Source organism: Mycobacterium sp. SMC-13, assembly GCF_045311035.1.
Taxonomy (GTDB): Bacteria; Actinomycetota; Actinomycetes; order Mycobacteriales; family Mycobacteriaceae; genus Mycobacterium.
This window is the reverse complement of record NZ_JBJIAI010000013.1, coordinates 98,210-120,047: the sequence shown is the minus strand read 5'-3', so window position 1 is coordinate 120,047 and position 21,838 is coordinate 98,210. Positions and strand designations below refer to the sequence as shown.

The 21,838-nt window shown below is 66.9% G+C and carries 22 protein-coding genes; 14 read left to right on the top strand and 8 right to left on the bottom strand.

Translation table 11 applies throughout. The features are described from left to right. The first annotated feature begins 145 nt into the window (after nucleotides 1-145). From ACJH6I_RS19735 to ACJH6I_RS19710, 6 genes are read left to right on the top strand one after another with little or no spacing between them, the layout of a single operon-like run. Nucleotides 146-757, top strand: a complete 612-nt coding sequence (locus ACJH6I_RS19735) for an ECF transporter S component (protein ID WP_212806735.1) — start codon at nucleotides 146-148, stop codon at nucleotides 755-757. Continuing rightward, entirely contained in the window at nucleotides 754-2,271 is a 1,518-nt protein-coding gene (locus tag ACJH6I_RS19730; protein ID WP_244872799.1) for an ABC transporter ATP-binding protein, read from the top strand. Before ACJH6I_RS19735 ends, ACJH6I_RS19730 begins: the two co-directional genes overlap by 4 nt. Next, nucleotides 2,268-3,041, top strand: coding sequence for an energy-coupling factor transporter transmembrane protein EcfT (locus ACJH6I_RS19725; RefSeq protein WP_212806736.1), 774 nt, complete (start codon nucleotides 2,268-2,270; stop codon nucleotides 3,039-3,041). Before ACJH6I_RS19730 ends, ACJH6I_RS19725 begins: the two co-directional genes overlap by 4 nt. Next, nucleotides 3,028-3,585 (top strand): hypothetical protein, encoded by a 558-nt coding sequence (locus ACJH6I_RS19720; RefSeq protein WP_212806737.1) that lies wholly within the window; start codon nucleotides 3,028-3,030, stop codon nucleotides 3,583-3,585. Before ACJH6I_RS19725 ends, ACJH6I_RS19720 begins: the two co-directional genes overlap by 14 nt. Continuing rightward, nucleotides 3,582-4,508, top strand: coding sequence for an ABC transporter substrate-binding protein (locus ACJH6I_RS19715; protein ID WP_318986826.1), 927 nt, complete (start codon nucleotides 3,582-3,584; stop codon nucleotides 4,506-4,508). Before ACJH6I_RS19720 ends, ACJH6I_RS19715 begins: the two co-directional genes overlap by 4 nt. Continuing rightward, nucleotides 4,502-5,374 (top strand): sulfurtransferase, encoded by an 873-nt coding sequence (locus ACJH6I_RS19710; protein WP_212806739.1) that lies wholly within the window; start codon nucleotides 4,502-4,504, stop codon nucleotides 5,372-5,374. The genes ACJH6I_RS19715 and ACJH6I_RS19710 overlap by 7 nt, the downstream gene beginning before the upstream one ends. Nucleotides 5,375-5,502: 128 nt before the next feature. Here ACJH6I_RS19710 and ACJH6I_RS19705 read toward each other — a convergent pair whose 3' ends face one another. After that, entirely contained in the window at nucleotides 5,503-5,943 is a 441-nt protein-coding gene (locus tag ACJH6I_RS19705; RefSeq protein ID WP_406784413.1) for a DUF2784 domain-containing protein, read from the bottom strand. Nucleotides 5,944-6,078: 135 nt separating this feature from the next. Between ACJH6I_RS19705 and ACJH6I_RS19700 the strand changes: the two genes are divergently transcribed. From ACJH6I_RS19700 to ACJH6I_RS19690, 3 genes are read left to right on the top strand one after another with little or no spacing between them, the layout of a single operon-like run. Continuing rightward, nucleotides 6,079-7,275 (top strand): iron-containing alcohol dehydrogenase, encoded by a 1,197-nt coding sequence (locus ACJH6I_RS19700; RefSeq protein WP_212814678.1) that lies wholly within the window; start codon nucleotides 6,079-6,081, stop codon nucleotides 7,273-7,275. Continuing rightward, nucleotides 7,272-8,654: a MadS family sensor histidine kinase gene (locus tag ACJH6I_RS19695; RefSeq protein WP_318986825.1), complete on the top strand. Its 1,383-nt coding sequence runs from the start codon at nucleotides 7,272-7,274 to the stop codon at nucleotides 8,652-8,654. The genes ACJH6I_RS19700 and ACJH6I_RS19695 overlap by 4 nt, the downstream gene beginning before the upstream one ends. Then, nucleotides 8,651-9,307 (top strand): MadR family response regulator transcription factor, encoded by a 657-nt coding sequence (locus ACJH6I_RS19690; protein ID WP_318986824.1) that lies wholly within the window; start codon nucleotides 8,651-8,653, stop codon nucleotides 9,305-9,307. Before ACJH6I_RS19695 ends, ACJH6I_RS19690 begins: the two co-directional genes overlap by 4 nt. A 61-nt stretch (nucleotides 9,308-9,368) precedes the next feature. Here the strand turns inward: ACJH6I_RS19690 and adhP are convergent, their stop codons facing one another. Beyond that, complete coding sequence (adhP, locus tag ACJH6I_RS19685) at nucleotides 9,369-10,436, bottom strand: alcohol dehydrogenase AdhP (RefSeq protein ID WP_212806742.1); 1,068 nt, start codon at nucleotides 10,434-10,436, stop codon at nucleotides 9,369-9,371. A gap of 348 nt (nucleotides 10,437-10,784) precedes the next feature. Between adhP and ACJH6I_RS19680 the strand changes: the two genes are divergently transcribed. The 3 genes from ACJH6I_RS19680 (at nucleotide 10,785) to ACJH6I_RS19670 (ending at nucleotide 14,062) form a co-directional block, all read left to right on the top strand. Then, nucleotides 10,785-12,149 carry a TIGR00366 family protein gene (locus tag ACJH6I_RS19680; protein ID WP_318986856.1) on the top strand — a complete coding sequence of 455 codons (1,365 nt, stop codon included), beginning with the start codon at nucleotides 10,785-10,787 and terminating at the stop codon, nucleotides 12,147-12,149. A 121-nt stretch (nucleotides 12,150-12,270) separates the two neighbouring features. Then, nucleotides 12,271-13,554: a helix-turn-helix domain-containing protein gene (locus ACJH6I_RS19675; RefSeq protein WP_318986823.1), complete on the top strand. Its 1,284-nt coding sequence runs from the start codon at nucleotides 12,271-12,273 to the stop codon at nucleotides 13,552-13,554. Between the two features lie 67 nt (nucleotides 13,555-13,621). Then, the gene (locus tag ACJH6I_RS19670) at nucleotides 13,622-14,062 is read left to right on the top strand and encodes a hypothetical protein (RefSeq protein WP_212806744.1); all 441 of its coding nucleotides are present in this window, start codon (nucleotides 13,622-13,624) and stop codon (nucleotides 14,060-14,062) included. A 4-nt stretch (nucleotides 14,063-14,066) separates the two neighbouring features. On the opposite strand, the gene ACJH6I_RS19665 is transcribed toward ACJH6I_RS19670, so the two are convergent. The 3 genes from ACJH6I_RS19665 to ACJH6I_RS19655 all read right to left on the bottom strand — a co-directional run bounded on the left by ACJH6I_RS19665 (nucleotide 14,067) and on the right by ACJH6I_RS19655 (nucleotide 17,335). After that, entirely contained in the window at nucleotides 14,067-15,065 is a 999-nt protein-coding gene (locus ACJH6I_RS19665; protein WP_244872796.1) for an alpha/beta hydrolase, read from the bottom strand. Between the two features lie 218 nt (nucleotides 15,066-15,283). Beyond that, complete coding sequence (locus ACJH6I_RS19660; RefSeq protein WP_318986822.1) at nucleotides 15,284-16,756, bottom strand: DUF2252 domain-containing protein; 1,473 nt, start codon at nucleotides 16,754-16,756, stop codon at nucleotides 15,284-15,286. 6 nt (nucleotides 16,757-16,762) lie between these two features. After that, nucleotides 16,763-17,335 (bottom strand): DUF1707 domain-containing protein, encoded by a 573-nt coding sequence (locus ACJH6I_RS19655; RefSeq protein ID WP_318986821.1) that lies wholly within the window; start codon nucleotides 17,333-17,335, stop codon nucleotides 16,763-16,765. Between the two features lie 408 nt (nucleotides 17,336-17,743). Between ACJH6I_RS19655 and ACJH6I_RS19650 the strand changes: the two genes are divergently transcribed. Next, on the top strand, nucleotides 17,744-18,127 hold the full coding sequence (locus ACJH6I_RS19650; protein ID WP_061007041.1) for an STAS domain-containing protein: 384 nt from the start codon (nucleotides 17,744-17,746) through the stop codon (nucleotides 18,125-18,127). 41 nt (nucleotides 18,128-18,168) lie between these two features. Further along, nucleotides 18,169-18,621 (top strand): ATP-binding protein, encoded by a 453-nt coding sequence (locus tag ACJH6I_RS19645; protein ID WP_061007042.1) that lies wholly within the window; start codon nucleotides 18,169-18,171, stop codon nucleotides 18,619-18,621. A 7-nt stretch (nucleotides 18,622-18,628) separates the two neighbouring features. On the opposite strand, the gene ACJH6I_RS19640 is transcribed toward ACJH6I_RS19645, so the two are convergent. The 3 genes from ACJH6I_RS19640 to ACJH6I_RS19630 are packed head-to-tail and all read right to left on the bottom strand — an operon-like array spanning nucleotide 18,629 to nucleotide 21,836. Further along, complete coding sequence (locus ACJH6I_RS19640; protein ID WP_061007043.1) at nucleotides 18,629-19,072, bottom strand: response regulator; 444 nt, start codon at nucleotides 19,070-19,072, stop codon at nucleotides 18,629-18,631. Then, nucleotides 19,069-20,646 (bottom strand): CHASE3 domain-containing protein, encoded by a 1,578-nt coding sequence (locus ACJH6I_RS19635; protein ID WP_406784412.1) that lies wholly within the window; start codon nucleotides 20,644-20,646, stop codon nucleotides 19,069-19,071. The genes ACJH6I_RS19640 and ACJH6I_RS19635 overlap by 4 nt, the downstream gene beginning before the upstream one ends. Then, complete coding sequence (locus tag ACJH6I_RS19630) at nucleotides 20,643-21,836, bottom strand: PP2C family protein-serine/threonine phosphatase (RefSeq protein ID WP_406784411.1); 1,194 nt, start codon at nucleotides 21,834-21,836, stop codon at nucleotides 20,643-20,645. The genes ACJH6I_RS19635 and ACJH6I_RS19630 overlap by 4 nt, the downstream gene beginning before the upstream one ends. Nucleotides 21,837-21,838 lie beyond the last annotated feature (2 nt).

The window sequence follows — 21,838 nt, the reverse complement described above, 5'->3', positions numbered from 1 at the left end:
CCAAGTGTTGCGTTCCATCGAGAATACATTTGAAGCTGTTTTGTATACAGAAAATACTCATGATGACGCGAAGGCATACAGCGGTTGTGCCGGCCGTCCATACTTGTTGCCGTCGCGGTCCCGCGCGACGGCATGAAGGAGACGTATGAGCACCCCGTCCACCATTGATCGCCCGGTACTGCGCTGGCGCGTCGTCGACATCGTCGTTGCGAGTGTGCTCGCGACGGCTGCCGGACTGATCTTCGTGCTGTGGAACATCGCATCCAATCCGGTCAGCGCGCCTCTCGGCGCAGTGCTCCCCGGTCTGCAGGCACTGCTCGGTGGTGGGTGGCTGTTCGCCGGTGTGCTCATTGCTCTGGTCATCCGCAAGCCCGGTGCGGCCGTCTACGGCGAGCTCGTCGCCGCTTCCATTTCGGCGCTGGTCGGCAATCAGTGGGGTGTGCTCACCCTCGAATCCGGCCTGGTCCAGGGTCTCGGTGCGGAACTGGTCTTCGCGGTGTTCCTGTACCGGCGGTGGGGCCTGCCCACCGCAGTGCTCTCCGGAGCGGTCGCCGGGATCGCCCTGGCCATCAACGACCTGATCCTGTGGTACCCCGGTTCTGCCGCCGGCTTCGCCGCGGTCTATGTGGCCTCGGCGATCCTCTCCGGCGCCCTCGTTGCCGGACTGCTGTCATGGGTCGTGGTGAGAAACCTGGCCCGGACCGGAGTTCTCAGCCGTTTCGCGTCGGGACGTCTGGAACCGAGCCCGGCGTCGTGAACGCCCTGGGCGGCCGGGCGCGGACCTCGACGGACGCGGCGCGTTCCGTCGGCGCTGCGGTCACCGCGCGCGGCTGGGGTTGGCAGCATGCGACGCGCGCGAATTGGGCTGTGCGCGATCTCGATTTGTCGATAGCGCCCGGAGAGCGGGTGCTGCTCCTCGGGCCGTCGGGCGCCGGGAAGTCCACACTCCTGCACGGCGTCGCCGGACTGCTCGGCGGCGCCGAGGAAGGCCGTCAGGCGGGACAGCTGCACGTCGATGGTGCACCGCCGGCCGAACGCCGGTCCCGCATCGGCATGGTGCTGCAGGATCCCGATTCGCAGGTGATCCTGTCCCGGGTCGGAGACGACGTGGCCTTCGGGATGGAGAACCTCGGCGTTCCGCGCGATCAGATTTGGCCTCGGGTGCGCCAGGCGCTCGACGCGGTCGGACTGAATGCGTCGCTCTCCCATCCCACCTCGAAGCTTTCCGGCGGGCAGAAGCAGCGCCTCGCGCTGGCCGGTGTGGTGGCCATGCGCCCCGGCCTGATCCTGCTCGACGAACCGACGGCCAATCTCGACCCCGCCGGCGTCATCGAGGTCCGCGACGCGATCGTCGAGTCCGCGCGCCGGACGGGCGCGACGCTCATCGTCATCGAGCACCGCACCGACGTATGGCTGCCGGTCATCGACCGCGTGATCGTCCTGGGTGCCGACGGCACGGTGACCGCCGACGGTACGCCTGACGACACGATCCGACGCGAACACGACTACCTGGTCCGGTCCGGCGTCTGGGTGCCGGGCGACCCTCTGCCTGAGATCGCCAGGCGCCGGGGTGGGGACGACAGCGTCCTGCTTCGCGCCACCGACCTCTTGGTGGGGCAGCACGGCGACGCCCCACTGAACACCGGGCTCGATTTCGAGATCCGGCGCGGACGTACCACCGTCGTCACCGGTCCCAACGGTGCGGGCAAGTCCACCCTGGCGCTGACGCTCGGCGGGTTGCTGCGACCGGCGGCCGGGCGGCTCACGGCCGACGCCGCGCTCGCTCCCCCGCGCTCCCGGCTCGAGCCGGTCCGGTGGCGATCGAAGGAATTGCTCACCCGGATCGGCAGTGTCTTCCAAGACCCGGAGCATCAGTTTCTCACCGGTACCGTCCGCGACGAACTGTCCTTGGGACCACGGGCGCTGAAGCGAACCGGCCCCGAAATCGAGTCCCGCACAGACGAATTGCTTCAGCGACTGCGCTTGCAGCACGTCGCCGACGCGAATCCGTACACCCTCTCCGGTGGAGAGAAACGTCGACTGTCCGTCGCCACCGTCCTGGCCACGGGGCCCGCGGTGATCGTCCTGGACGAGCCGACGTTCGGGCAGGACCGCCGGACGTGGGAGGAACTGGTCCGGCTGCTGGCCGACGTCGCCGACGCGGGGACGGCCGTGGTGGCTGCCACGCACGACCTCGATTTCACCGCCCTGCTCGCCGACACCCGCATCGAGCTACCTGCGTGGCGAACCGCAACGGAGACAACAGAATGACCACCGTGGAGGCAGTCGCCACCCGCCCGGTCAACCCCGTCGCCCGGCTGCTCACCGCCCTCGTCATCGCGGGTGGGCTGGTGCTGTCCGTCGACTGGGTGTCGGCCCTGACGGCGCTGGTGCTCGAGCTCGTCCTGTTCTTCGTGGTCGGCGCCCGGCTGCGCCCGGTCCTGACGCGGGGTGCGGTGATCGCCGTCGCGGCGGCACTGACCGCCGTCACCATCCTCCTCTACGGCCAGCCGAGCGGCGCCGTGCACTGGCACTTCCTGCTCGTCACCATCAGCGACGGCTCGATCACCTTGGCGCTGACCACTTTTCTGCGCGTCCTCGCGATCGCACTGCCGTCAGTGATCCTGTTCGCCGACGTCGATCCCACCGAGCTCGCCGACGGGCTCGGGCAGGTACTGAAACTACCGGCCCGGTTTGTGCTCGGCGCGCTGGCCGGCCTGCGTCTGGTCGGATTGCTGGGCCAGGACTGGCAGTACCTCGGATACGCGCGCCGGGCCCGGGGCGTCGCCGACCACGCGCGGCTGCGCCGCATCGCCGGACAGTCCTTCGCGCTGTTGGTCTTCGCGGTCCGACGCGGGACCAAACTCGCCACCGCGATGGAGGCGCGCGGGTTCGGCGCGCACCGCCACCGGACCTGGGCTCGCCCCTCGCCCTTCGCTGGACGTGAGTTCGCCCTTGTCACAGCTGGATTCACGATCATCGCGGTGGCGATCGCCACGTCGGTCGCCACCGGAGCGTGGAACTTCATTGGTACTCGATGAGATTCTGGGGCGCCTCGACGACGCAGCGACGGTGTTGGTCGACGGCCGTTCAGGATCAGGAAAGTCCACGCTGGCAACGCAACTGCACGATGCCTGGTCTGCCAGTGTGGTGGTCCGCCTCGACGACATCTATCCGGGTTGGGACGGATTGTTCTGGGCCGTAGACCACGTGCACCAATCACTGTTGGCACCTCGCGCCGCCGGCGAGGCGGGACGTTGGCGGAGCTGGGACTGGGCCCGTGAGGTCCCGGGAGATTGGCACCGTGTCGAGTGCGGACAGCGCTTGATCGTCGAAGGCACCGGGGCCCTCACGCCCGCCGGGCGGCGGCTCGCCGATCTGGGCATCTGGGTCGACGCCGACGACGAGGTGCGCAAGCGCCGGGCACTACGCCGCGACGGCGATCTGTACCGGCCGCACTGGGACCGCTGGGCGGCCCAGGAAGAGGAATTCGTCACCCGCTATCGGCCGCGGCGGTGTGCCGACCTGATCGCACTCGCGACGCCGACCGGATTCGAATTCACCGCTTCGCAAAGGACGTCATGACCACCTCGATCTCTTTGGCCCTGGAGTACTTTCATCCGTGGCCGAACTCGGCCGGCTTCTATCTGGCCAGGCACCGGGGCTGGTACGCCGACGCAGGGATCGAACTGCAGATCCGCACGGTGGACCCCGGCATCGGTGACAGCCTCGAACACCTCGGCCGGCGCCTGGTGGATCTCGCGGTATTCCCGACCAACCGGCTGCTGGTGCGTACCGAGCGCGGCGAGCCGCTGAAGGCGATCGCCGCGGTGAACCAGCGCGGCTTGGAGACGATTCGCACTCTCGTCAGCAGTGGGATCAGCAGTTTGGCCGAGTTGGCCAACAAGCGGGTGGCACTCAATCCGACACCCCGCGGGGTGGCCGTCGTGCGCGATCTGGTCGCGCAAGCAGGCGGCGACCCCGATGCCGTCACCCTTGTCGACGTCGGCGCGCGTGAGCTCACCAGTGCCGAATTGGCCGCCGGCGTCGCCGACGCCACCTTCGGTTCCTACTGGGCTTGGGACATCCTGCTGAGCGAGCATCCGGACCGCCCGGAGCGCATCTGGCGCGTCGATGAAGAGCTGCCGTTCGGGTACCACAGCTACCTGCTCGGCGTGCACGATGACCTCATCGACCGAAATCCGTTGCTGGTCTCCGACTTCCGGGCGATCAGCGAACGAGGTTTCCGCTACGCCGCCCAGCACCCCGACGAGGCGGCCGACCTGCTGAGCGATGTCATGCCGTACTTCCCAGCAGACGTCATCGACCGCTCACTCGACGCCATCTCCAGCACCTGGTTCCACGAGAATTCCTGGGGCACAGTACGTCCCGAGCTCGTCGAGCCGTACGCACACTGGCTCGCCGGGCACGGAATTCTCACTGCGCCCGAACGGTGGCCTGCGGCGTTCGCGAATATCCCTGCTGTCACGACGGATCCGGCATGGTGAACTCCGGACCCTTCATCAGCGCTCAGGAGCTTTCCACCGCGCTGGCGAGCGACGCCACGCCGGTGATTCTCGACGCCAGCCTGGTGCTACACCGCCCACAGGTCGACGGCGACTTCCGCGCGGACAGCGGCCGCAGCGCCTGGGAAGCCGCGCACCTTCCCGGCGCCCTCCACGTGCAGGTCGACACCGATCTCTCGATCGCCGCCGCGACCCACAATCACCACCCGCCACCACAAGATCTCGCCGACCGCCTCGCCCGGTTCGGCATCGGCGCCGACACTCCGACCGTCGTGTACGACAGCACGGGTGGTTTCTGGGCGGCGAGAACCTGGTATCTGTTGCGCTGGATCGGAATTCCGGTGCGGGTGCTCGACGGCGGACTCGACGCGTGGCGGGCCGCGGGACTTCCCGTGGAATCCGGGTCCGTGCCCGCCCGGCCCGTCGCGTCGTGGTCGGCACGACCGATACGTGAGGCGTGGATCGATCTCGACGAGCTACGTGAAATCCAATGCCATGCAGGCAATCTGGTATGCGCATTGTCGCCGCCGGCATTCTCGGGCATCGAACCGACGCGCTACACCCGCCGCGGACACATACCCGGCAGCGTCAACGTGCCGGCCCGCGAACTCTTCGACGACCGTGGCCTGGTGCGTCCACCCGCGGACATCAGAGAACGCTACCGGGACGCCGGAACGGATCTCGACCGCGAGGTGCTGCTGTACTGCGGCGGTGGTATCTCGGCGACGGCCAACGCGCTGGCGCTCGCGTCCTGCGGTGTCGAATCGGTCCGCGTCTACGACGGTTCCCTGGAGGAATGGAGTGCTGATCCGACGTTGCCCCTGCAGGTCGACGACACCGCCCACTAGCACCGCTGCGCGTACCGGTTTCCGATACGAATGCGTTCCCGCGGAACTGGTTTGGGCTGGAGTGGACCGGCGAGCGGGCGCTTCCCCACCTGTGCCCGCCTGGCGAACACCACAACGACCACCGGCCATCAACCACCATGGGAACGCCTCGGCGTTCGATCGTGCCGGCGCCACAGCCCGAGCCACGACGCCAAAATAGCTGCGAACACCACGATTTCAGCCGCGGCTCCCCAGCCGTGTGGATACAGCACCCCGGCGACGTGGTGGTCGATGAAACCCGCGCGGGGCAACGGTGACATGCCGGCGCCGTCGCGGGCCCACCGCTCGATCGTGGTCAGCGGACATTCGACGACACCGGTGAGGATGATGACGGTCCAGCCGACGATGAGGGCGTGCAACCAGATCGTCGCCGGCCACCGCCACGCCAGGAACCCGCCTCCGATGAGATAGCCGAGGAAGGCGAAGTGTGCGGCAACCGCCGCTACTGCGATCGCGGAGTACGGCATCTTCGTGGCCTCTTCGACTGGCGTAGCTGCTGGGACGTGGATACCCGCCGCGGAAACCGGCAAACCGTCGGCGCACCTACCCGATCGGGTAGGTGCCGACCTACCCACGTGCACATTGGTCTGAGCGGCGGCACACCGTAGGCTGGGCGTGTTACCTGGATCACAGGATGAGGAATGGGTCTGGTGAGACTCGATGTGATGGCGCCCGCGCAGCTCGCGGCGACGACGGCAGCGACGGCCGTGCCGACGCGGCTGTTGAAGTTTCATGCCCCTGAGATCGTGTTCGGTATCGACTCGATGGCGGAGGCTGCGCACGCCGCCGTCCGCCTGGGCGGGCTGCGGCCCATGCTGGTCACCGACCCCGGGCTGATCGAGGCCGGCTGGGTGGCCGAGCTGGTGGGGCACCTGCGCGCCCAGTGCGTCGAGGCGCACGTGTGGAGCGCGCTGACCCCGAACCCCAAGGACCACGAGGTGACGGCCGGCCACGAGTTCTACCGATCGCACGGCTGCGATGTGCTCATCGCGTTGGGCGGCGGCTCGGTGATCGACGCGGCCAAAGGCATCGCGATCCTGGCGGCCAACGGCGGCCACATCCTCGACTACGCCGGAGTCGACAAGGCGACGGCGCCGATCCCGCCCCTCGTGGTGCTGCCGTCCACGTCGGGTACCGGCGCCGACGTCTCTCAGTTCTGCATCGTCACCGACACGACCCACAACACCAAGATCACCATCCTGGGCCGCGCCCTGGTCCCCGACATCACCGTCATCGACCCCCGGCTCCTCACCACCATGCCCGAATGGCTCAATGCGGCAACAGGTCTGGATGCGCTGACGCACGGCATCGAGGCGTTCGTGTCGCTCGGGCACAACCAGCTGACCGACCACCACGCGCTGCGGTCGGTCGTGATGGTCACCGAGAACCTGGTCACCACCATCGAGCGGCCACACGACATGCCGGCGCGGGTGCTGATGGCCCAAGCCGCATTGGAAGCGGGTCTCGCGTTCACCAATGCCATCCTGGGGGCCGCGCATGCCATGAGCCATCAGGTCGGCGGGCTCCTCGACTTGCCGCACGGCGTCATCAACGGCGTACTGCTCCCCCACGTGGTGCGGTTCAACGCCGAGGCCGACCCGGCTCCCTTCGCCACCATCGCCACCTGCCTCGGCATCGCCGACAGGCGTGCGCCAGAACTGGAATCCGCACTGGCACTCGCCGATCGGCTCCAAGAGCTGGCCAGACAGGTCGGCGTGCCGCGCGGGCTCGCCGAGTTGGGGGTACGCGACTCCGACGTACCGGTGTTGGCCCACAACGCCCTTCAAGACGCGTGCCTGAGCACCAACCCCCGCCCCATCGACGATGCACAGCTGCGCGCGCTGTTCCGGGCCGCACTATGACGACCTTGCCCGGCAACCCGGTGGTGCCGCGCCGCGCGACAGTCCCGGATCTGGACCAACTCACGGGCGTCCGATCCGGCAAGGGCACGTTCTATCCCGAGTTCCGGGTGGCCGCGCAACGCACCGAACGGGTGGTCGCAGCGCTCGATGCCATCTCCCGCGCTCTGGTGCAGACCGTCAACGGCCCCGAGAACCTGGTGCGGGCCGTCGCCGAGGCAGCCCGTACCCATCTCGGTGCCGAATGGGTGCTGTTGGCGCTTGCCGACGGTGCCCTGCCCGAGGCACGGCCCCGTCACCTCATCCTCGACGCCGAGGGGCACGCATACTCCTTCGAAGGCCTGTCGGGCACCAAACATCCGGTACCGCACCTTCCGGATGCGGTCCTGAACCGGCTCAACGATGTCCTTCGCGGTCAGCTTGCTCAGTTCCGGGTACCCGTCATCGAAAGTCACCATTCACACGTCCCGATCGAGCTCGACGGCGGCGTCGTCGGCGCGTTCGCGGCCTGGACACCACCGCACCGGCTGCTCGACGGCATCGACGAAGCGGTGATGCGAATCCTGGCCAGTCAGACGGCGGTCGCGCTACAGAACTGTGAACTGTTCCAGCGCTCGCAAACCCTGCTGGCGCAATCCGAGGCGCGCAATGCGCAGCTGCTGGCGACGCAACGCGAACTCGGTGCGGCACAACGTCATCAGGTGCTGGACTCCGAGCGACACCGCATCGCACGGGAGCTGCACGACAGCGTCACACAAACCGTCCTGTCGGCGGGCATGCAGATCGAGGTGTGCCGAAGCGAGGTCGAATCACGTTCCGGTCCAACGGGCCTGGCCGAACGGCTGGACACGGCCAAAGCGCTGACCCGATCGGCGATCGACCAGCTACGGTCGGCCATCTATGCGCTCAACCATTCTTCCGACGCCGACCGGTCCAGCCTCCCCGAGCTGCTCGAACAGCTCGCCACCGTGCATATGCCGAAAGACCTGCGGGTGACGCTGCGGGTCGACGGAGATGTCGCCGAACTGCCCAGCGCTGTCGAACGGAGCCTGCTTCGGATCGCCGGTGAGGCATTGTTCAACACCGCGATGCACGGCCGCGCCTCCCGGGCCATCGTGCGATTGAGCTACCGCCCCGCCGGGGTCACCCTGTCGGTGTCCGACGACGGCATCGGTGACCCGGACAAACTCCGGCTTCGGCTCCGACTGGCGGACGTCGCGGACCTCGACGGGCATCATCGCGGGCTGGCCAACATGCTGGCACGGTGCCGCGAATACGGTGGCACCTTCACCGTCGGCCGCTCGCGTATCGGTGGCGTGCGGGTCGTGGCCACCATTCCGCGGGACCTAGAAGAAGCTCCGGCCGAAGGAGTCGTGCCATGACCGTTGACACCAGCACCGAGACCATCCGCCTTGCACTGGTGGACGACCACGCCATCCTTCGCCAGGGGCTGCGGTCATTACTGGAGCGCGAGGACGACCTCGTGGTGGTCGGCGAGGCCTCCAGCGAACCGGAAGCCGTGGCCATGGTCGCGGCGACGCAACCCGATGTGGTGCTGGTCGATCTGAAACTCTCGGCAGGATCGGACTTCGAGGGATTGTCCTTGTGCACCAGGCTTTCCGGCGCCCATCCCGACCTCGGCCTGCTCGTGCTGACCACGTTCCTCGATGAGGATCTGGTGGTACGTGCGGTGCACGCCGGAGCGCGTGGCTACGTGGTCAAGGACGTCGACACCACCGAACTGGTGCGGGCGATCCGTGCCATCTCCGCCGGGCAGAGCGCGTTCGACTCGCGCAGCGCCGCGGCTGTGGTCCGCTCGCTCAGCGGACGCGGCGATCAGCGCGAGAAGCTGACCGACCGGGAGATCGAAGTGTTGCGGCTGCTCGCGGCGGGGCTGTCGAACCACAAAATCGGTGAGCAGCTGTACATCTCGGCGACGACCGCCAAGTTCCACGTCAGCAACATCATGCGCAAGCTCGACGTCAGCCGGCGCGCCGAGGCCGTGTACGCGGCCAGTAAACGCGGGCTGATCTAGGCCGACGATCTTCGTCGGCCTAGATCAGCTGTTGTGGGTTGCGGTTCGACCCTATGTGCCGCTACGCATTTCGGTAGTCGATGACGATGCGGCCGTCGATCTGTCCCTGTTCCATCCGCGCGAACACGTCATTGATCTCGTCGAGGCGCGCGCTGGTGACGGTCGGCTTGATCAGGCCGCGTGCGTAGAAGTCCAGTGCCTCGGCCATGTCTTGCCGCGTTCCGACGATCGACCCGCGGATGGTGAGGCCCTTGAGGACGATGTCGAAGATCGGGGCCGGGAAGTCGCCCGGCGGCAGGCCGTTGAACACGATGGTGCCACCGCGACGGGCCAGTGCGATCGCCTGACCGAACGCCTGCGGGTGCACCGCGGTGACCAGGACACCATGGACACCGCCGGTGGCCTGCTGCACCGACTCGACCACGTCGCTGGTACGGGCATTGATGGCGACCTCGGCGCCGAGCCGGGTGGCGAGTGCGAGCTTGGCGTCGTCGACATCGATCGCCACCACGCGAAGCCCCATCGCGCGGGCGTACTGAACGGCGATGTGTCCCAGCCCGCCGATGCCGGAGATCGCCACCCACTGGCCGGGCCGGGTGTCGGTGACCTTGAGTCCCTTGTAGACGGTGACGCCGGCGCACAGGATCGGCGCGATCTCCAGTGGGTCGGCGCCGTCGGGGATCCGCGCCGCATAGTCCGCGTTGACGAGCATGTAGGTGCCGAAGCTTCCGTTGACGGAATAGCCGCCGTTGCGCTGACTTTCGCACAAGGTCTCCCAGCCCGTCCGGCAGTATTCGCAGCGGCCGCACGCCGACCACAGCCAGGCGTTGCCGACCTTGTCGCCGACCGCCAGGTCGACCACGCCCTCACCGAGTGCCACGACCGTGCCGTAGCCTTCATGCCCCGGCACAAACGGCGGCTGCGGCTTCACCGGCCAATCACCATGTGCGGCATGTAAATCCGTGTGGCAGACACCGGATGTCTCGAGCTTGACCAGGGCTTCGCCATAGCCTGGCGTCGGCAGTTGCAGATCGTGCACCTGCAACGGCATGCCGAAGTCGGTGACGACCGCGGCCCGCATGGTGTCGGCGTGTCCCGCCACAGTTTCAGTGGCCAGTGTCTGTGTCATCGATTCACTCCATTCGTGAGAATTGTTGCGGGGAAGGTGTTGAGGTTCTGATTGGCGCAAAGCTGATAGCACACAACGCTATTGACAGCGACGTGCCGCCACATGCCCCGATCGGGCCGAGTACCGGACCTGCCCGGGCGGGCCGCGTACTACCCAATCGGGCAGGGCCGTCGGGCGCCGGCCGGACGCTCCCGGACCGGCGAAGCCGTTCGGCAAAGGCGCCACCCGGACGCCCCGCACCCGCCATGATGGGTGCCGTAACCAGACACGGCGAAGGTGGATCACGTGGCAACGAGCGAACATCCGAAGGGCACGAGCGCAGGCACCCAGCCCGAATGCCGCGGCGTCATGCAATCCCTGACGGCACTGTGCGTCCGCTACGTCGAACGCCTGATGCCCGACCCGTACCTGTTCGCCGTCATCCTGACCGTCCTGGTCGCCGCGATGGTGGCACTTATGGTGCACGGCGCCACCCCCAGCGGCATGCTCAAGGCCTGGTACGGCGGCGTGTGGGGTTCGCAGAACATCTTCACGTTCGCGTTCCAGATGGTGCTGATCCTCGTAACGGGTTACACGCTCGCCGAGGCGCCCGTCCTGAAGCGGGCCATCGTCCACATCGCGGGCAAGCCGAACAACCAGGTGCAGGGAGCCCTACTGTGTTTCGGCGTCAGCGCCGTGCTGTCGCTGTTGAACTGGGGACTGGGACTCGTCGCCGGCGCGCTGGTCGCCCGGCAGGTCGCAAAGCGCTTCACCGACGCACATTTCGGCTACCTGATCGCGGCCGCGTTCATGGGCTTCATCGTCTGGACACAGGGACTCTCGTCATCGATCGCGCTGGCCAACACCGACAGCAGCAGCCCGATCAACGTGATCCACAAGCTCACCGGCAGCACTGTTCCGTTGAGCCAGACCATCTTCCAGCCCTACAGCTGGCTGTCGGCGATCGCGGTGCTGGCGCTGCTCGCACTCGCGGTCTGGCGGATGGCCCCGGCGCAGAGTCTGGCACCGGACCCCGCGGTGTTCGAAGACGAGGTGCCGGCTCCGCCGGTGCCCGGCAAGAAGACCTTCGCCGAGTGGCTCGAGAACCTCTGGATCCTCAACGTCCTCGTATTCGCCGCCGGCATGGCCTATTTCGTGCTCAGTGGATTCGCCCTGAACATCTCGTCGATGATCATGCTGTTCACGATCACCAGTGCGCTGCTGCACCGCACGCCGATCCGCTTCATCAGAGCGTTCACCGGCGCCGCCAAGGTGTCCGGCCCGCTGCTCCTGCAGTACCCGCTGTACGGCGGTCTGGTCGGCCTGCTCGGTTATCAGGCGACCAAGGCCGACAAGCCGCTGCAGACGCTCCTGGCCGAGGCCGTGGTCAACGGCGCGACGGAGCACACACTGCCGTTCCTGACCTTCGTCGGGTCGTTGATCATCAGCCTGTTCGTCCCGTCGGGCGGCGGCCACTGGGCCGTGCAGGGCCCCATCGCGGTCGACTCGGCACTGGCCATCGGCCAGCGTTCACCGGAGTACCTGGGGCTGATCTCCATGGCGGTCGCTGTCGGCGAAGGCGTCGCGAACATGATCCAGCCGTTCTGGCTGCTGCCCCTGCTGGCGATCGCGAAGCTGAATGTCCGTCAGGTGATGGGCTTTACGGTCGTCGCATTCCTGATCGGCGTCGCGGTACTGGGCGCCACCATGCTCATCGCGCCGTACGTGATCTGACGCCCAACACGCCGCGCGGGCGTGAGAAGAATGGGCCACGCTTTTGGTGCCGGAAACAAACCTTCGGCCGATTTGTCCCGCCATCTTCCGCCACCGCGTTGTGATAGATCACAATCGGCACGTGCCGTCCCCGTCCGAGCTGCCGCCGATCCCGGCGGACGCACCGTTGCGAAAGGTGATCGAGGACCGGATCGACGAGATCGCCACGACGCTTCTCCATGAGGCCGTCGAATCCATCGACTGGCCCACACCCATGCCGATCGAACATTTCGACGGTGAGGTGACCCCGTACATCATCGGCGGATTTCTGTACGGGCTCGACCTGATCACCGAAGGACGCAGGGTGACCCGTGCCGAGGCGGCGACCTTCGTCCTGCCGGTCGCGGAGCGGCATGCCGAGGACGGGATCCCGTTGCCGTTCCTGTTCACCGCGCTCCATGCCGGTATCCGAAAACTGTGGGAGATCGTGCTCGAATCGGCCTCCGAGGGCGACGCGGAAACGATCGCTGCGCTGGGCATGTACCTCGCCGACCTCACCGGGACCATCAGCGTGCTGATGACTGAGGTCTACCAGGACTCCGATTTCGTCCTCCGGGCCACCACGCGCCAGCAGATGAGTGCCCTGTGCGCCCACCTCATCGACGGCGAGCCCGGCAGCGACATGATCGCCAAACAAATCGGTGTCAAGCTCAGCGACCGCTATGACGTATTGGCGATCCGGGTGGACGGCGACGAACCGCGGACCACGCATGAGACGTTGGCGGCGCGCCGGCGGTTACGGCTCGCCAACCAAGTGTTCTACGGGCGCGGCGCCGGCGAAATCCTCAACACGTTCGACGGACACACGGGCGTGATCTTGCTGCCCGCACAGGTCGTGGAACAGCGGGACGACTCCGCCATGGCCGCACACCTGTGTGCACTGATCGACGCGCTCGGTGAACGACTCGAGGTCGCGATCTACGCCGCGTACCATCCCGGCGCGACGCTGGCGGCCATTCCCGCGGCGGCCGCGGAAGCCACCGAAATCACCTGCCTGGCAAGGCAACTGAACAGAGAGCCCGGTATCTACCAACTGGCTGATGTCCTTTTCGAGTACCAGTCGACGCGCCCCGGGCCCGCCCGGGACCTGCTGGCGCGCCACATCGCGCCGCTGCGCGACCACCCGGGGTTACTGCAAGCGCTCCAATCGCATCTGCGGCACGGCGCCGACCGGAAGGCCGCCGCGGCAGAGCTTTTCATTCATCCGAACACCCTGACCTACCGCCTACGGCGTATTCAGGAGATCACCGGCTATGACCCCACCGACCCCCACCAGTCCCGATTGCTGGCGTCGGCCATGACCGTGTACACCATCGACCATGCAGGTACACCGGTCGCCGACACAGGCCCGGGCAATCCCGGCTAGCTGAGCAGACCTCGGTCATCGAACGCGAGTTCTTCGTATCCCTACGGCACGAGATGTGAATCCAGTGGTGAACTACCAAGAGTTGCTGTCCGACGAACTTCGCAGCGCCGCAAGGCAGTTGCGGCACGCGGCCACGCAGAGCACTTGCCCGATCGAGCGCATCCTGTCGTACACCGCGACGATGATCGACTACGTCTACCCGGTAGAGCGGTGCGGACGAGCCTCGGTGCTGGCAACCGCCTGGCTCGAGCGTTCCGGACGCCATGCCGACCAGAACGATGCGCTCGTGGACGAATTGATCGAGCCATTGCGTGAGGCCATCCGCGTCGGATGCAGGAGCGGGGAGATGTCGTCACAGTGCCCTGATGACGATGCACAGTCGATCTTTCATCTGGTCACGGGCATGATCGTCACGCAGGCGGCCCTTGGCAGGCACGCCTCGCCGGAGTACCTCAAGGAGGCGACACGAACCGCGGTTGCGAACGCCCTCGGGTTCGCCGCGCCATGAGCAACTAAGCGGACTGCTCCTGCGCCCCGTTTCGGGCGAATGCCGACTCGATGAACTGCGTGACCTCGCGAAGTGCACGCGCCGCTTCGGGAACGATCGAGGCCGCGGCCTGAAAGACGTGGACCTGGTCCCGCCACACCTGCAATTGGTGCGGCACACCGGCCTTCGTCAGTTCGACGGCGAGCTCCTCGGCGTCGGGGGTGAGCAGTTCGGTCGAGCTCACCTGGATCAAAGATGGCGGCAGCCCACCCAGATCCGCATCGAGCAGTCGGTGCTCAGCTTCCGGCGGACTGTGCCGCATGACGAATCGATGGAACGCGCGGGCAAAGGCCTTCGAGAACAGCACATCGGTTGATCCGGAGGGGGCATCGATCTTGGCCTGCACGTCGAAGTCGGTCAGTGGCGCCATCGAGACGATCGCGCCGGGCATCGGCAACCCGCGCCTGGCCGCGAACAGCGCCGTGATGAAGACCAGGTAAGCGCCGGCCGAGTCTCCGATGAATGCGATGTTCTCCGGCGCGACACCTCGGCCGAGCGCGAACCGATATGCGTCGATGCAGTCTTCGATACCGTCGGCGATGGTGTGCTCGGGCAGCTTGCGGTAATCCACTGCGACAACTTCGCTCTGCAGCGCCGCGGCAATCCGCGAGATCATTTGACGGTGCAGGTGACGGCCCCCGACGAGAAAGGCACCGCCGTGCATGTACACGACGTAGCGATCCCCGCGCACGGCCGCCGGGCGGGTCGTCTCGGCCGGACAGCACGCCAGGTGGACAGGCTGGCGGGTGGTGCCCGCAACCGACCACAGCACGCGCCCGACATGATCGACCGCCCGATATGGCCAGGGCAGGCCGGGAGCCATCGCCCAGACCGTCAATGCCGGTTTGACCGTGACCTTCAACGCCAACGCGACAAGGCGCGACTGGATGCTGCCGCCTTCGAACTCGACGCGACGGGCGTTACTCCGGTCAAGCGGGAACAGATTCTCGGGTGCGGCAACCACGGTGTAGCCCTCCTGTTTCAACGAGCCCCGTTCGGTGGCTGCGGCAGCGCCGATGCTGCCTCGTTGTCCGAATCAGTATCGGTGTCCGGGTGGCCGCCGTCTCTACACCGAGCGCCGAAGTATCAGACCAAGCGATTGTGATGGGTCACAAACGCCGAGGCAGCTGCGGCCGGCGCAGTGCCCTTGCGCCCCAGGTGATCTGGCTGTGGCCCGACGGCTCACTCGTAGTCCCCAGGCAATGCCCCACGGTCGACGGCGCTGAGCAGTACGGCGTGGTCCGCCTCGGTCTGGTCGGCGTAGCGCCGGGCGAAGCCGGACAGCGCCTCGCTCACGCGGTCGGAATGGCCGAGATAACCGGCGATCATCGAGGCTCCGCTGGTCCTGGCGTGTCCCTTCGCCAGTAGCTGACCGACCACGCTGGCGTAGCCCGTCAGCATCTTGGCATCCAGTTCGTCGAGAGGTATGCGGCCCTTCATGTTTCGCAGCTGCCGGACGTAGAACTGGCGGCCGTCCACAGTCGTCCAGCCCAGCAGCGGGTCGCTGACCGTCTGCAGACACTGCTGGTATTCGACGACACGTTGCCCCTGGTGGGCGTGAAGCGGCGAATCACCGTGGACGTAGCGCGCCAGTACGGATCGTCGGGCCTGCTTGAGCTGCAGGAAGATGACGTCCTTGGACGACGAGCCCGCCAGCAGCGCCACGTACGCCCGCAGCCCGACACTGCCGACCCCGACGACCTTCTGTGCCACGTCCAGCAGGGTGTAGCCACCGACCAGTCGGCGCCAGTACAGCGGCAGGGTCTCCAGATAGTCGTCCATCGCCTTGGTGAGCTGCGCTTCTTCCCGCGCCGGTAGCCGCGTGATCAATGGCGGTTCATCGACGATCTTCCGCACCCCGTCGACCTCGTGCGTGAAGCGTGGCAACGCGCGATCACCGGTACGGCGACGTGCCCGCTTCGCCGAGCGGGTGACCAGCCGCTCCAGTGGTCCGTCGGCCTCGGTGGCGACGCGGTCGACGCTGAGTCGGTTGAAGGCCCTGACGAACAGCGGCAGATCGGCGAGCCGCCGGATCTCCTTCTGATACGACGCGACACACGCTTGCACGGCGTCACCGCAAGCGCTTTCCGACGCGTCGTTCTCCCGCCCGGCCACCCAGATACTCGCCACCAGCCTGCGCAGGTCCCATTCCCAGCCGCCGGGGTGCGCTTCGTCGAAGTCATTGAGGTCGATGACCAGTTCCCGCTCGGGCGATGCGTAGAACCCGAAGTTGCCCAGGTGCGCGTCGCCACAGACCACCGGCATGATTCCGGTCGTCGGCAGGTGCGAGACGTCACGCGCCATCACGACCGCGGCACCACGCAGGAAGCCATAGGGCGATGCAGCCATCCGCCCGACCCTGATCGGGATGAGTCGCTCGATCCGCCCCTCATGGCTGGCCTGGATCAGGTCGACCGGGTCCGGCCGCCCCGCACGATCCGACCACGTGGCCAATGCCCGCCGGGGCACCTTCTTGCGCAGGGCCTTACCCAATGCGTACCGCTCGTCCCGCGTGGCCGGCGTGCGCAGCAATGACCGGTATGTCTCGGTCTCGGTGCCGGTCACGACGGTGTGCTGGTCCGGAATCGTCGTGTCCGCAAGTGGTGGCGGGTCGTTCACCAACGCCGTATACCCGCCCAGACGCCGGTCAAGCATGACCCATCAGATGGCCGCTGGAGACCACCGTTGCGCTTCGCGGCCGGATCGGGACGCGGCGTCGCAGGATCGCCTGGGGGTGACGGAACCAACGGCCTTCGAATCCTCTCCCCCGTGGGCCCCGCCACTGGTGAACACGCCGATTGCGCTGGGCACCAACAACGCGCAGCCCCAGGGGACCGCCACCCAGAACGGCCAGAAGTAGCCGGCGCCGGTGGCGAGCCAGATCGCGAGGCACAACAGGTTCACTGCGGCCCACGGCATCCACATGATCACGACCCAGGCCGGAATCGACTGCTTCCGTTGCCGTTTGGGCTTACCCCGCTCGTCGGATGGCGGTAGGTCCGAGACGATGTCGGCGAGCTCGCCGCGGGTTTCGGCCCGGTAGAGCCATTGCAGGCGGGTGTCGTACTCCGTGAGGGTCAGCCTGCCGTCAGCGACGGCACGGATGAGCCGGCGAGACATGACTTCGCGCTCGGCATCGCCGATCCGGATGTGACTGCCGACCGTCTCGGTCGCGGCGCCACCGGCGCTGTTTCGCGTCGGCTCGGGAAACGGGAGGTCTTCATGGTGGTGCATGGTGCAACTCCATTCGCCATAACGGTGTTATGACAATTCATAACACCGTTATAGATTGATGGCAAGGGATTTCCGGCGGTTGGCGCGTACGCGCCTGGCGAAACAATCAGCGCCGAAGACCGGGACGCCGACCCGGCGGGTCGAACCGAACGCGCTTTACCACCCTTATAATCAATCCGCATGCGGCACAATCGGATTGACCATCGGCCCCACGGTCGCGTCGGTTCCGGATCCGCACCGGCCGACAAAATAGGCCTTTACTGATACCCGCCGGTGAGCCGGACGAAACATGTTATTTGCCACACCGACGAACAGGCTGTGTCCTACTAGGTTTGGTGCAGCGGGCAGCAGAAGCGCCGATAGTATTTGGACTGTCGGCTCACGCGTGTGAGCCCCTCGGAGGTGACAATGACAGGCCAGCCAGTCCAGGGAAGCGGCAACCCTGCCGCGGCGAGCTGCGCGGTCGAACAGAGCCAGATCGGCGCGGTCAGCGTGGTCGCGGTATCCGGAACGGTGGACATGCTCACCGCTCCGCAGCTCGAATCCGCACTGAGCCCGGCGGCTGTCGGCACAGCCCAGGCGGTCGTCGTCGACTTGAGCGCCGTCGACTTCCTGGCCTCGGCCGGGATGGGCGTGCTCGTGGCGGCGCACGCCGACCTGGCGCCGGCGGTCAGGCTCGTCATCGTCGCCGACAGCCCCACCACCAGCCGCCCGCTCAAGCTGGTCGGCATCGCCGACCTGATCGAGCTGTTCGCCACGCGAGACGAGGCCCTCGCGGCTGTCACCGCCTAGTGCGGTCGTTGTCAATCGGAAGGTAGGTCGAGCAGGTCGCTATGACGGAGCCGGACCAGTCGAGCAGCGGGGCACGTTTCAGTAAGACGGACGTGGTAGCCATCCCCGAACATGCCGCATCCGTCCGTCAGGAGTTCTCGACCTGGTTGACGGGCCACATCGCAGTGGACCGCGTCAAAGCCAGCGACATCGTGCTCGCCGTCAACGAGGCATTGGCCAACGCCGTCGAGGCCGCGTATGCCGATGCCCCCGCTCCCGGCGTCATGCATGTTCGTGCCGACTTCGACCGCGTGTCAGGGCGGCTGACCGTGACCGTGACCGACGAGGGCACGTGGCGCCCCGCCCCCGCACAGCTCGCGAACTCTGCCCGCGGACGCGGAATTCCGTTGATGCAGGCGCTGACGGATCATGCGTCGATCGAACCGACCGATGCCGGTACGGAGGTGCGCCTGCAATGGGACGTCATCGACGCCGTGCCCGCCGGCGGCGGGTGACCCGCACCTACTGCGGCAGCCGCACCACCTGCACGAAGAACTCGTCGATCTCCCGCACCGCCTTCATGAACTGATCGAGGTCGACCGGCTTGGTCACGTAGGCGTTCGCGTGCAGTTTGTAGCTGCGCAGGATGTCCTCCTCTGCCGAGGACGTGGTCAGGACGACGACCGGGATGTGACACAGATCGGCGTCGGACTTGATCGCCTCCAGCAACTCCCGGCCGTCGTACTTCGGCAGATTCAAGTCGAGCAGGATGAGGTCCGGGGTCGGGGCGTCGGCATGGACACCGCGGCGGTAGAGGAAATCCAGACCTTCTTGACCATCGCGAGCGACATGCAGAGTGTTCTTGATCTTGTTGTCCGCGAACGCTTCACGGGTGATCAGTTCGTCCCCCGGATCGTCCTCGACCAACAGGATGTCGACGACTCGGCCGGCTGACGACGCATTCATGGGTGACTTCCTTCCGGCTGCTCTGACGCGATGACGTTCGGTTCGGTGATCGGGGTGGCCGGCAAGGTGAACACGAACCGCGTGCCATCGGTGTACGACGTGTCGATCCCGATGGTGCCGCCGTGATGTTCGACGATCTTCTTGCACAGTGCCAAGCCGATGCCGGTGCCGCTGTAGGCGTCGCGCCCGTGCAAGCGCTGAAATATGACGAACACCTTGTCCACGAACTCCTCGGCGATCCCGATACCGTTGTCCGTCACCGTGAATACCCAGTTGTCGGCGTTCTCACCCGTTCCCATTGTGCAGTCGATCACGATCCGCGGCGTTTGGCCCTCGCGCCGGAACTTCACCGCGTTACCGATCAGGTTCTGCCACAGCATCGTGAACAAGGTGGGGTCGCCGTCGACGCGCGGCAGGCCGGCGGGCGGCAGCACCACCTCGGCCTCCGACTCGGCGATCGAGGTCGCGAGGTTCTGCATGGCCGACGCGACAGCCTCGCCCAGATCGACCTCGGTGTTCCTGGCGTTCAGCCGGCCGACACGGGAGAAGGTGAGCAGGTCGTTGATCAGCACCTGCATGCGCTTGGCGCCGTCGACCGCGAAGTTGATGTACTCGACGCCGCGCTCGTCGAGCTGATCGCCGTACCGCTTCTCCAGCAGCTGGCAGAACGACGCCACCTTGCGCAGCGGCTCCTGCAGATCGTGCGACGCGACGTAGGCGAACTGTTCGAGTTCGGCGTTGGATCGGCGCAATTCCTCGGCTTGCTCGTCGAGCGCCACGCGGGCGAACTGAGATGCCTCGAGCTCCTCGACGATGCGCTGCCGCATCTCCTCGACATCGACGGCGATCGCGCGAATGTCAGTGGGCCCCTGGGGAACTATGCGCTCATCGAAGTTTCCCTGCGTGATCCGGCGGCATGCTGCGGCGAGTGCGCCCAGCGGGCGAGTGACCGAGCTGCGCACCAGCATCGCCAGCACCACCGCCGTGACGACGAAGGCGCCGACCATCGTGGCCAGCACCCGGTCGCGCCATTGGCGTATCGATGCCAACCGAGCGGTGTCAGCGTCGCGCGCCTGTTCCAGGTGCCGGTTCTGGGTATCGAAGAGCGTGCGGAGGTTGTCGAACTCTTTCTTGCCGTCCTCGTTGGTGCGGCTGTCGACGACGGCCGGGTGTCCCACGACGACGCTCGCGATCAACGGCTGGGCGTAGGTGCTGCGCCAGGTACCGGCGGCGCGTTCGATGGCATCGAGGTCGGCGATGAGGTCGTCACGACCCTCCAGCAATGTCCTGATTTTCTGTGCCGCAGCGGTTTCAGCGCGTTGTCCGTCCTCATACGGCGCCAGGAACTGGCTGTCGGCGGCGCTCGCATAACCGCGCACCGCGGTCTCCTGATCACGCAGTCCGGCCTGCAATCGGTAGGCGGCCACGCGCGCCGGTTGCAGGTGCTCGATCAGCTCGCTCGACACCGTGTCGGTCTGGTTCATCAGGAGCGCACCACCGACGGCACCCGAGAGCACCACCACACCCATCGCGGAAAGAACCAGGTTCTGCCAGCCCTGCACCGTCAACTTCATCGAACCGAGCGCTCCACTCGAATGACGGCGATGTCGTCGGTGAGGCCACCGTAGGGCTCGGCCCAGGTTTCCACCTCGCTGATCAGCGCCTTGACGAACTCGGTGCCGGGCAGGCGCGCCAGTGACCGGGCCGCCGCCAGCAGCCCCTCCTCGCCGAGGCGTTCACCGCCGTCGCCCGCGGGCCCCTCGAACAGCCCGTCCGTCAACAGCATCAAGCCGTCGCCCGGCCGCAACTGCAACCGGTTGACCGGCCATTCCCTGGCGCCGAGGCCGAGTGCCGGGCCGGCGGTCGGTTCGAGCCAGTCGACGGTACCCGTCCCGTGCATGAGCAAGCCCGGATGACCAGCCCGCACCACGTCGAACTGCCCCGTATCGGGTGTCAGGGCCACACTCAGCAGGGTTGCGAAGGTGCCGCGGCTGGGCCGCTCGGTGGTCAGGATGCGGTCGAGCTGCCGCATCCGCTCATTACCGCGCAGGCCGGCGAAAGTCAGTGCGCGCCAACCGATTCGCAGTGCCACGCCCAACGCGGCCTCGTCGGGTCCGTGGCCGGCCACGTCACCGATCATGACGTGCACCGTGCGGTCAGGGGTCTGCACGACGTCGTAGAAGTCACCGCCGATCAGCGCGTCACGCCGGCTCGGCAGCGACTGGGTGACGATCTCGACGCCGGGATCGTCAGCGAGCAGTGGCGACGGCAGCAGGCCCCGCTCGAGTCGGGCATTCTCCTGAGCGCGCAGTCGACTGGCTTGCAGGTCGACCGCGGTGAACTCGGCACGCTTGCGTTCGATCGCATACAGGACCGCCCGGCGCAGGGTCTCCGGCTCGACGCGGCCCTTCACCAGGTAGTCCTGCGCACCCGACGCCATGGCAGAAACGCCGAAATGCTCGTCGTTCAGACCGGTGAGAACGACGATCGGCAATCCCGGTGCCAGGGCGCTCAAACGGTCGAGTGCGTCGACGCCGCCGGCGTCGGGCAGGTGCAGGTCCAGCAGCACACAGTCCGGACGGATCGTTTCCAGCGCGGCCGCGGCCTGGGTCAATGTGGACGACCAGTGGAAGTCGATGTCGATCGCGGCGTCGGCGATGAGCTCCTCGACCAGGAGTGCGTCACCGCGGTCGTCTTCCACCAGCAGCAGCGACAGCGGCCGGTCCCCCGGGGGCTCCGCCTTGGCGGAATCGGAACGGTTCATCC